General features: G+C 66.6%; 10 protein-coding genes. 6 read left to right on the top strand and 4 right to left on the bottom strand.

The genetic code is table 11. The annotated features are described in order from the left end of the window. From NP4_RS25775 to NP4_RS25765, 3 genes are all read left to right on the top strand, one after another. On the top strand, positions 1-2309 hold a 2309-nt coding region (locus NP4_RS25775; RefSeq protein ID WP_303755882.1), incomplete at its 5' end, for a transglycosylase domain-containing protein. A gap of 26 nt (positions 2310-2335) precedes the next feature. Continuing rightward, complete coding sequence (locus NP4_RS25770) at positions 2336-4045, top strand: glycosyltransferase family 87 protein (RefSeq protein ID WP_068002880.1); 1710 nt, start codon at positions 2336-2338, stop codon at positions 4043-4045. 14 nt (positions 4046-4059) lie between these two features. After that, complete coding sequence (locus tag NP4_RS25765) at positions 4060-4812, top strand: isocitrate lyase/PEP mutase family protein (RefSeq protein WP_068002877.1); 753 nt, start codon at positions 4060-4062, stop codon at positions 4810-4812. Between the two features lie 2 nt (positions 4813-4814). Here NP4_RS25765 and NP4_RS25760 read toward each other — a convergent pair whose 3' ends face one another. The 3 genes from NP4_RS25760 to NP4_RS25750 form a co-directional block, all read right to left on the bottom strand. Further along, positions 4815-5237, bottom strand: a complete 423-nt coding sequence (locus NP4_RS25760) for a hypothetical protein (protein WP_068002875.1) — start codon at positions 5235-5237, stop codon at positions 4815-4817. Positions 5238-5279: 42 nt separating this feature from the next. Next, positions 5280-6020, bottom strand: coding sequence for a DUF2637 domain-containing protein (locus NP4_RS25755; protein ID WP_068002872.1), 741 nt, complete (start codon positions 6018-6020; stop codon positions 5280-5282). A gap of 119 nt (positions 6021-6139) precedes the next feature. After that, positions 6140-7237 carry an alkene reductase gene (locus NP4_RS25750; protein WP_068002868.1) on the bottom strand — a complete coding sequence of 366 codons (1098 nt, stop codon included), beginning with the start codon at positions 7235-7237 and terminating at the stop codon, positions 6140-6142. Positions 7238-7286: 49 nt separating this feature from the next. Here NP4_RS25750 and NP4_RS25745 point away from each other — a divergent pair, with 49 nt between their 5' ends. Then, complete coding sequence (locus tag NP4_RS25745) at positions 7287-7649, top strand: MerR family transcriptional regulator (protein WP_068002865.1); 363 nt, start codon at positions 7287-7289, stop codon at positions 7647-7649. Between the two features lies 1 nt (position 7650). Here the strand turns inward: NP4_RS25745 and NP4_RS25740 are convergent, their stop codons facing one another. After that, positions 7651-9018, bottom strand: a complete 1368-nt coding sequence (locus NP4_RS25740; RefSeq protein WP_068002861.1) for a glycosyltransferase family protein — start codon at positions 9016-9018, stop codon at positions 7651-7653. A 173-nt stretch (positions 9019-9191) separates the two neighbouring features. Between NP4_RS25740 and rpsF the strand changes: the two genes are divergently transcribed. After that, positions 9192-9482: a 30S ribosomal protein S6 gene (gene rpsF, locus NP4_RS25735; protein ID WP_062510874.1), complete on the top strand. Its 291-nt coding sequence runs from the start codon at positions 9192-9194 to the stop codon at positions 9480-9482. 103 nt (positions 9483-9585) lie between these two features. Then, positions 9586-10125, top strand: coding sequence for a single-stranded DNA-binding protein (locus NP4_RS25730; protein ID WP_062510875.1), 540 nt, complete (start codon positions 9586-9588; stop codon positions 10123-10125). Positions 10126-10161 lie beyond the last annotated feature (36 nt).

The raw sequence follows: 10161 nt of genomic DNA, 5'->3' as shown, positions 1-10161 counted from the left end.
CGCGTCGAGGCGGCGGCAGCGGCGGTCCGGGCGGTCCCGGCGGCCGTAAGCCGCAGACCACGGCGAAGAAGAAATCGCCGTGGCGCATCGTTCGTCGCGTGATCTATGTGCTGATCGCATTGGCCATCGTGGTGCCCAGCGCGACCTTCCTGGTGGCGTACACCACTGTGTCGGTACCCAAACCCGGTGACCTCAAAACCAATCAGGTCGCCACGGTGCTCGCCGCCGACGGCAACACGGTCATCAGCAAAATTGTTCCGCCGCAGGGCAATCGGTCCGATGTGACGATCAACGATATTCCGCCGCATGTGCGCAATGCCGTGATCGCCGCCGAGGACCGCTCGTTCTACACCAACCCGGGCTTCTCCATCTCCGGCTTCGCCCGCGCGCTGCGCGACAACCTGCTCGGCCGCGAGAGCGCGGGCGGTGGCTCGACCATCACCCAGCAGTACGTCAAGAACGCGATGGTCGGCAATCAGCACTCGCTGTCGCGCAAGATGCGCGAGCTGGTGATCTCGGCCAAGATGGCGCGGCAGTGGAGTAAGGACGACATCCTCACCGCCTACCTCAATACGATTCCCTTCGGCCGCGGCACCTTCGGTATCGACGCGGCCTCGCACGCCTACTTCGGCAAGAAGGTCCAGGACCTCACGGTCCAGGAGGGCGCGGTGCTGGCCGCCACGATTCAGCAGCCCTACGGCCTGGATCCGGAGAACAATCCGAAGGGCGCCGAGGCGCGCTGGAACTACGTGCTCAACGGCATGGTCGAGATGGGCAACCTGCCCGCCGCGGAACGCACCAAGATGGTGTACCCCGAGGTGAAGCCGTCCGGTTCGAACGATTCGGATCCGTCCTCGGGCAACGGCCCGGAGGGTCTGATCAAGCGGCAGGTCATGAAGGAGCTGTCCGAGGCGGGCATCTCCGACACCCAGGTGAATCAGGAGGGCCTGACGATCACCACCACGATCGATCCGACGGCCCAGCAGGCCGCCGTCAACGCCGTCAAGAAGAATATGGACGGCGAGCCGGACAAGCTGCGCACCGGCGTGGTGTCGATCGATCCGAAAACCGGTGCGGTGAAGGCGTATTACGGCGGTGACAACGGCGTCGGCTTCGACTTCGCCAATTCCTCCGGCGTGCAACCCGGTTCGTCGTTCAAGGTGTTCGGCCTGGCGGCCAACCTCGAGAGCGGTAAGCCGCTGTCGACCATGTACGACAGCTCGCCGCTGGACTACCGCGGCATCAAGATCACCAACGTCGAGGGCGAGGCCTGCGGCACCTGCACCATCGCCCAGGCGCTCAAACTGTCGCTCAACACCAGCTTCTATCGCATGGAGCTGGATATGGGCGAGGCCACCGGCCCGCAGAAGATCGCCGATATGGCGCACAAGATGGGTATTCCGGATCAGATTCCGGGCCAGGAGGGCAAATCGCTCACCGAGAACGGCGGCCCGCCGGATACCGGCATCGTGCTGGGCAAGTACGCGGTTCCGCCGCTGTACATGGCCTCGGCCTACGCGACCATCGCCGCCAACGGCGTCTACCACAAGCCGCATTTCGTGACGAAGGTCGAAACCGCCGACCATCAGGTCCTGCTCGACCGCGGCAATGTCGCCGGCGAGCAGCGGGTGTCCTCCGCGGTCACCAGCAACCTGATCGACGCGATGAAGCCGATCGCGCAGTCCTCGCGCAGCCACGGCCTGGCCGGTGGTCGCGAATCCGCCGCCAAGACCGGTACCGCGCAGCTCGGCGCGGGCGGTGATGCCAACGGCAACCGTGACGCCTGGATGGTCGGATTCACGCCGTCGCTGTCGACGGCTGTCTGGGTCGGCACCGAAAGCGGCACCGAACGACTGGTCAATGCCAACGGCGCGGCGATCTACGGTTCGGGCCTGCCGTCGGACATCTGGAAGTCCACCATGGACAACGCCCTGAAGAATACGAAGAACGAGACGTTCCCGAAGCCGGAGCCGATCGCCGGACAGGCCGGTGTCCCCTCCTGGACCGCGGCCTACACCCCGCCCTCGACCACCCAGCAGGAGTTCGTGCCGCCGGTGATCCCGACCCAGACCGAGGTCGAGGTGTTCCCGGGCGTGCGCATCCCGGTGCCGGGCCTGGCGCCCAATCCGAATTCGCCGCAGCGCCAGCAGCCGCAGGCCCAACAGCAGCAGCCGGACTCCGGACCGCTGCCCGGCCAGCCGGTCGCCCCGGCCGACGGCACCCAGCCGACGACCGGACAATCCGGCGGGACCGGCGGTAATGGTCGACCGAGTACCGGCGGGGGAGACGGTAACGCCGGACGGCGGTAGCGTCTGGTGCCGTGATCGAGCAGCGCATGGCGACGAATGCGGACGCCGGGGACGAAATGCGGGAGATTCCAACCGGATCCACGTCTCCGGCGCCGCTGGCGCCCGATCTGCGATCGGCCGACCGGCGGGACAAGCCGAGCCGCACCGACTCGCTGACCGCCCAGTTGTCCACGATCGCGGGCGGTCCGGTCGGTCATCACGCGCTGATCGGCCGCACCCGCTTCTGGACGCCGCTGCGGATCATGCTGGCCTTCGCCGTGGTGTTCCTGGCGTTGGGCTGGGCGGGTAAGGCCGGTTGTATCCAGCAGACCAGCGACGGCAACGGCAATCTCACCCTCGACTGGAACAACGGCCGCCAGTACGTGGCGATGTGCTATTCCGACACCGTCCCGCTGTTCGGCGCCGAACACCTCAACGAGGGCGCGTTCCCCTACAAGAAGCAGTGGACCGAATTCGGCTCCGACGGCAAACCGCAGACCCGCTATATGGAATATCCGGTGCTGTCGGGGCTGTACCAGTGGCTGGCCATGGAGGTCGCCAATGTGTGGCAGAACCTGCGCCTGCCCGGGGCGCTGCCGGTCGTGGTCTATTTCAATGTCGTGGTGTTCGGCCTGGCCATGGCGTGGCTGGTGACGGTGTGGGCCTCGACCCAGCTGTCCGGGCGACGGATCTGGGACGCCGCGCTGGTGGCGCTGTCGCCGCTGGTGCTGGTGCATGTGTTCACCAATTTCGACGCGCTGGCAACGGCTTTCGCGGCCACCGGCCTGCTGGCGTGGTCGCGACGGCGGCCGGTGCTCGCGGGTGTGCTGCTGGGCCTGGGCGGGGCGGCGAAGCTGTATCCGCTGCTGCTGCTCGGGCCGATCGTGGTGCTGTGCCTGCGCACCGACGATCGGCAGCGGGTGCCCGCGCTGTGGGAACATCTGCGCCATCCGGGCGGGCGGCTGGCGGGCCTGCGGGAATATCTCGACGGTGCGCGGAACCGACCGACCCGCGCGGCCGGAGCGGCCGTGGTCTCGGCCGCGCTGACCTGGCTGCTGGTGAATCTGCCCATCGCCGCGCCCTTCCACGACGGCTGGATGGAGTTCTTCCGGCTCAATACCGAGCGGCATGCCGATCCGGATTCGATCTACAACGTGATCACCTCGTTCACGGGGTGGCAGGGTTTCGACGGGCCGCTGGCCTCCTCCGAAGCCCCGGCCTTACTCAACGCGGTCTCGCTGCTGCTGTTCGCACTGGCCTGCGCCGCGATCGCCTATATCGGCCTGACCGCGCCCCGGCGACCGCGGGTGGCCCAGTTGGGCTTCCTGGTGGTGGCGGCGTTCCTGCTGACCAACAAGGTGTGGAGCCCGCAGTATTCGCTGTGGCTGGTGCCGCTTGCGGTGCTGGCGCTGCCGCATCGGCGAATCCTGTTGGCGTGGATGACGATCGACGCACTGGTGTGGTTCCCGCGGATGTACTACTACCTCGGCATCGATAAGAAGGGCGTGCCCGAGCAGTGGTTCACCGGCACGGTCGTACTGCGCGATCTGGCGGTGCTCGGACTGTGCGTGCTGATCGTGCGGCAGATCTACCGCCCCGCCGAGGATCCGGTCCGCCGCGACGGCGTCGACGATCCGGTCGGCGGCTTCCTGAACAACGCCACCGATCCGCTGCTGCCGTGGCTGCCCGGTCCGCTGCGCCCCAAGCTCGCGCCCCGGGACTCCACGACCGGCCCTGGCGCGGTCCCGGTCGGGTAGGCGAGGATCGAATCATGACCGCACTCAGCGACAAGGCCACCGCATTCCTCGCATTGCACCGCCCCGGCGATCCGGCGATCCTGCCGACGGTATGGGACGCCTGGTCGGCCAAATTGGTCCAGGAGGCCGGTTTCGCGGCCCTGACGGTCGGCAGCCATCCGCTCGCCGATTCGCTGGGCAAGGCCGATGCGGAGGGGATGTCCTTCGCCGAATCGATGGGCCGCATTCGCGAAATCACCGCGGCCGTGGACATTCCCGTCTCCGTGGATATCGAATCCGGTTACGGACTGAAGCCGACGCAGTTGATCGAGGGCCTGCTCGAGGCGGGCGCGGTCGGGCTGAATATCGAGGACACCGTGCACAGCGAGGGCGGGCGGTTGCGCGAGGCGGCCGAACACGCCGAATTCGTCGGTGAGCTGCGCCGGGCCGCCGACGCCACCGGGGTGCACGTGGTCGTCAACGCCCGCACCGATCTGTTCCTGCGCCAGATCGGCGATGCCGCGGACCGATTCGAGCGGGCCGTCGAACGGCTGCGCCTGGCGGCCGAGGCGGGCGCCGACGTGCTGTATCCGGTCGGCCGCCACGATCCCGAGACGCTGCGCCGCCTGTGCGCCGAACTGCCGCTGCCGGTCAATTCGATCGCGCTGCCGGATCAGGGCGACCGCGCCGGATTCGCCGAACTCGGCGTCGCCCGGGTCAGTTTCGGCCCATTCCTGCAGGCGGCGCTGACCACCGAGACCAATCGGCTACTGGCGCGCTGGCACTGAGTTCAGACCAGCCCGTTGGTCACGATCCGCGGTTCGGACAGGCCCGCGGTGGCCGCCTGCCACTGATTCTGCGCGAGATGTTCGAGCAGGCAGATCAGCAGCATCTTCCGATTGCGCTCGCCGCCACTGATTTCCGCGTAGGCGGCCATTTCCGCGGCGATCGAATTTCCGGTGGGCGCGTCGGGCGCGGACAGGGCCCAGAACATCTCGGGTCCGAGCAGCACCGACGCGCCGCCGGTCTCGTTGAACCAGCGACCGGCGTAGGCGATCAGCATGTCGGTGAACATCTGCGGATTCGCGACCGCCTCGATGAGCTGATTCAACGCCCCGGCGCGCTCCGGTCCGGCCTGCATCAATGATGCCAAGCGGCCGGCCAATTCACGGTACTGACCCATATCCTGGTACTGCCCAACGCTTGACGACATGTGTCGGCTCCATCGGTCGAGTTCGGACGGACTGTACGGGTACTAGCGATCACCGAGATGGACGAGCGGGCGATGATTCGTCACGGGCGCGAACCGATTCGGCTCGGTGAGCTCGGCGGCGATGAACGGCCCTGAAACGGGTTTGCGCTCGGGTTCCGTTGGCAGGTCGGACATGTCGAACATATCCGGCACCGAGAATTCCACCGGCTCCGACACGGATTCTTCGGCCGTTTCGATCTGCGCGGGCGGTGCGGCGACGATCGCGGGCACGACGACGGATGCGGCAACTGCCTTGTGCGGCCTGCGGTCGGCACGCCGACTCCACAGCATCAGCGTCAGATGAACCGCGAACATCATCGTCATCGGCATTCCGGCGTAAATACCGATCGACACGTAGTCGCCGCCGATCTCGCGGGCGTACTCGATATTTCCCACCACCGACAGCAACGTCGACAGCACGAACAGCAGAGTGGCGTACCACCAGCCCAGTCCGCCCTTGCGGAACGAGGCCGTGGCAATGATGGATCCAACCATTAGCCCATCGGTCACTATCGGGACGTTCGCGGCCAGGTCTGGCGAGACAAGATTGCGAATGGCCAGGTTGTGTAGTGCGGCGTAGGACATCTCGAACGATTTGTAGGCCACCACACAGGAAACGATCGCCGACGCATGCAACGTGCCGGGGCGAAAGTCGATAACCCGCTGAATCCAGGCAGGTCGACGGCGGCGCTCCACGGCGGTCGCGTCGGCGTCGAACTCCGCCTCCGATGAGATCAGGGTCATAGTCCGGCAGCGTAGCGGCATCCGTGCCGAATTACGATCAGCCGGTGTGTTTCGGGCCTCCGTTTCGCGTGATTGCCCGAAACATCCCATGTCGCCGGATATTTGCGCTCTGCACCGAATCAGGCCGCCGAACCATTGCGCACCGAATCCGTCGACCATACCGGGTAATCGGTGTAGCCCTCGGCGGTACGGCCGTACAGAACGTTCTCGCGAATCGATGCCAGCGGATGTCCGTGGGTGATCCGCTGCACCAGATCGGGATTGGCGATGAACGCGCGGCCGAACGACACCAGATCGGCGTTCCCGGCGCGCAGCGTCCGTTCGGCGGCGGCCGCGTCGGTCGCGTCGCGGTTCTCCCCCACATTCGCGATCAGCGGACCCGACCAGCGCGGGCGCAGATCCGCCAGAGCGGGATAGTCATCGTTGTCGGTTAGATGCAGATAGGCGAGATCGCGGCGATTCAATTCGGTCACCAATGCGCGGTACAGCGGCGCCGGATCGGCCTCGCGCATATCGAACTGCGGATTACCCGGCGAGAGCCGGATCGCGGTGCGCCGCGAACCAACTTGCGCCACAACGGCATCGGTGACCTCGAGGGCGAATCGCATCCGGCCGACGATCGAACCGCCGTATTCGTCGGTGCGCAGATTGGTGTTGTCGGCCAGGAATTGATGGACCAGATAGCTGTTGGCAGCATGGATTTCGACGCCGTCGAATCCGGCGGCCATCGCATTGCGGGCCGCGGCCGCGTAATGCTCGACCGCGGCGGCGATATCGACGCGGGTCATGGCCCGGGGGGTGAGCGAACGCGCCTTACCGCCATCGATCAGATGCAGCACATCCTCGTCGGAGACCGCCGACGGTCCCGCGGGCAGCGTGCCATCGATGCGGGCCAGCGGATGTCCCTTGCGCCCGCCGTGCATGAGCTGGGCGAAGATGCGCCCGCCCGCGGCGTGTACGGCCTCGGTCACCCGACGCCAGGCCGTCACATGCGCCTCGGTCTGCAGGCCGGGCACCCAGGCCTCGCTCTGACCGGAGCTGTGCGGCCAGATGCCCTCGGTGACAATGAGTCCCGCCTCGGCGCGCTGGACGTAGTAGTCCACGACATCGGCGGTGGGCGAACCGTCGGGCAGCGAGCGCAGACGGGTCATGGGCGACATCACCACCCGATTCGGCAGGGCGAGGTGATCGGCGCGGAATTCGGTGAGCAGCAACATGGGCGTACGGTAGAACCTGACATCAATGTCAGATGCAAGGAGAGATGTCGTGCGGATCGGTGAGCTGGCCCAACGCACCGGTGTAAGTGTGCGCTCGCTGCGCTATTACGAGGCTCAGGGATTGCTCGCGGCCACCCGCAGCGGAGGCGGGCAGCGCGAATATCCGGAGTCGGCGGTGGATCGGGTGATTCGCATCCAGGAGATGTTCGCCGCGGGCCTGCACAGTCGCACCTTGGCGGAGCTGCTGCCGTGCATCCGCGATTCCGACGGCTCGCCCAGTGAGCTGGCCACGCCCCTGCTGACCGAAACCCTTGCCGCCGAACGGGATCGGATCGACGCCAGTATCAGGGATTTGCATCGGACCCGCGAGGTGCTCGACGGTGTGATCCAGGCGGCGCGCGGCGAGCGCTGAATCAGGAAGCGACCGAGACCAATTCGCCGGTCCGCTCCGGTTCGACCGGACGCCGCGCACCGCGTCGCCCGCGCGGCCGGGCGCGGACGAAGGCGAAGAACAGCAGCACCAGCAGCAGCGCGCGTCCCCACACCCCGAATTCCACGATGCGCTCCTCCAGCTCCGCCGGATAGCCCATGCCGAGCGCGTAGAAATATCGGAACACCCCGATACCGATCGCCGCATCGGCCAGCAGATAGCAGCCGACCGCGGACCACGGCACCTCGAGCAGCACCAGGAACGGGATAAGCCACAGCGTGTACTGCGGCGAATGCACCTTGTGGAACAGCAGGAATCCGCACAGCATCGCCCCGCTCACCCCGACCCAGGGGAACAGGCCGGTGATCTGCAATCGCCGCCAGCCCAGCCAGATCGCCAGCGCGAACGATCCCAGCACCAGCATCGGCGACGCGGCCGACACCACCTCCTGGAACGACGCCTCACTGGCGGGCGAGGAGCCGAACATCGGCCGAAGTCCCCAGTACCAGATCGAATTGGTGGTGATGTCGGCCTGGCGCAACTGCTGGAAGGTGATCGAGGCCCGCCAGCCCTCGTATCCGGCCAGCGCGAACGGCAGATTGATCGCCACGACCGTGGCCACCGCCGCGCCCAGCACGGACAGCGCGCCACCCACGTCATAGCGCCGCCCGCGGCTCCGGCCACCCTCACCGACCAGCACGTACAGCGCCAGCGGCAGTACGAAGATGCCCGGATACAACTTCAGGCAGAATCCGATCCCCAGCAGCACCGCCGCCGCGATTCCTCTGGTGCGCAACGAATATCGGTGCAGCGCCGTGACCACGTACACCGCCGCCACCGATGTGCACACCACGGGCAGTTCCCAATTGTGGAAGGCGTAGAGCACCAGCGGCGGCCCCGCGGCCCACAGCAGTGCGGCCGCACCCGACATCCGTCCCAGCAGCCACGCCGTCAGCAGCGCGAACGGCGCGAGTAACAGCGCCGAATGCAGCAGGAAGGCCGCGTCGTCGTGGGCGCCGCTCGCGCCGAGCCACATCAGGAGCCCGCTGAGCACCGGATACTCCACGGCCCCGCCGGTCAGCGTGCCGTCGGGAGTGATGCCGCCGTTGATATAGGGGAATACGTGCTCGTTGATATCGCGACCCAGCCACAGGTACTGGATGTCGGAGTAGCAGACCCGGGCATCCTTGACATGGTCGAACAGCTCGCTGCGGCCGTCGGCCGTAAACGGGCCACCCGCGCAGCGAGCCTTGTTGAGGTAGGCGAACACCAACGTCACCCCGCACAGCACGGTCGCGGTGACGGCGGCGATCCGGCCCACGGCGACATCGGCGACGGGTCGGTTCGGCATGGGCACCACGATAAGTGGGTTACCCCATCGATGCCGGCATTCCTCCACGGTGGAGATCGATTTCGCTGGTGGGGGGCCGTTCATGTAGCCTTGTCGGGTTGCTGACGCAACGACCCTCCTGCCCACGGACCGTCCGTGGGCCGTTTCCAGTCCACAGGAGGTGATGGGTTCCCGTGCGTCATTACGAAGTGATGGTCATCCTCGATCCGACCCTGGACGAGCGCACCGTCGGTCCGAACCTGGACAAGATGCTTGGTGTGGTCTCCCAGCAGGGTGGCAAGGTCGACAAGGTCGATATCTGGGGCCGCCGTCGTCTGGCCTACGAGATCGCCAAGCAGAGTGAAGGCATCTACGCGGTCGTCGATCTGACCGCCGAGTCCGACACCGTGAGCGAGCTCGACCGTCAGCTGGGGCTGAACGAGTCCGTGCTGCGCACCAAGGTGCTGCGGCGCGACAAGAAGTAATCCCCTCTCCCCGCATCAACACTCGTAGTCGTCGGTGCCTGTCTCTAGGCTCTAGCGCAACCGAGCGAGTGCATGCGGACTGCACCGGAGACCAGGAGGAACCATGGCAGGCGACACGGTCATCACCGTCATCGGAAATTTGACGGCCGATCCGGAGCTTCGATTCACGCCCGCGGGAGCGGCGGTGGCGAATTTCACCGTCGCGTCGACACCCCGCGTGTTCGATCGGAACAGCAATGAATGGAAAGACGGCGAGGCCCTCTTCCTGCGCTGCAACATCTGGCGTGAAGCTGCGGAAAATGTCGCCGAGAGCCTGACCCGAGGCTCTCGCGTGATCGTGAGTGGACGACTCAAGCAGCGCTCCTACGAAACCCGCGAGGGTGAGAAGCGCACGGTCGTCGAACTCGAGGTCGACGAGGTCGGTCCCTCCCTGCGGTATGCCACCGCCAAGGTCAACAAAACCACCCGTGGCGGTGGTGGCGGCGGCTTCGGCGGCGGCGGTAACTCCGGTGGTGGTGGGGGTTTCAACAACGCTCCCAGCGGCGGTGGTCGCGGCGGACAGAACGCCGGCGACGACCCCTGGGGCAGCGCCCCCGCGGCTGGCTCCTTCGGGGGCGGCATGGACGACGAACCGCCGTTCTAGACAACGGCTTTCACCAGGAGCCACGCACGGCTCCCA

The sequence above is a fragment of the Nocardia pseudobrasiliensis NBRC 108224 genome, assembly GCF_001613105.1.
Lineage (GTDB): Bacteria > Actinomycetota > Actinomycetes > Mycobacteriales > Mycobacteriaceae > Nocardia > Nocardia pseudobrasiliensis.
The sequence above is the reverse complement of the archived record's forward strand: the minus strand, read 5'-3'. Positions and strand labels throughout refer to the sequence as shown.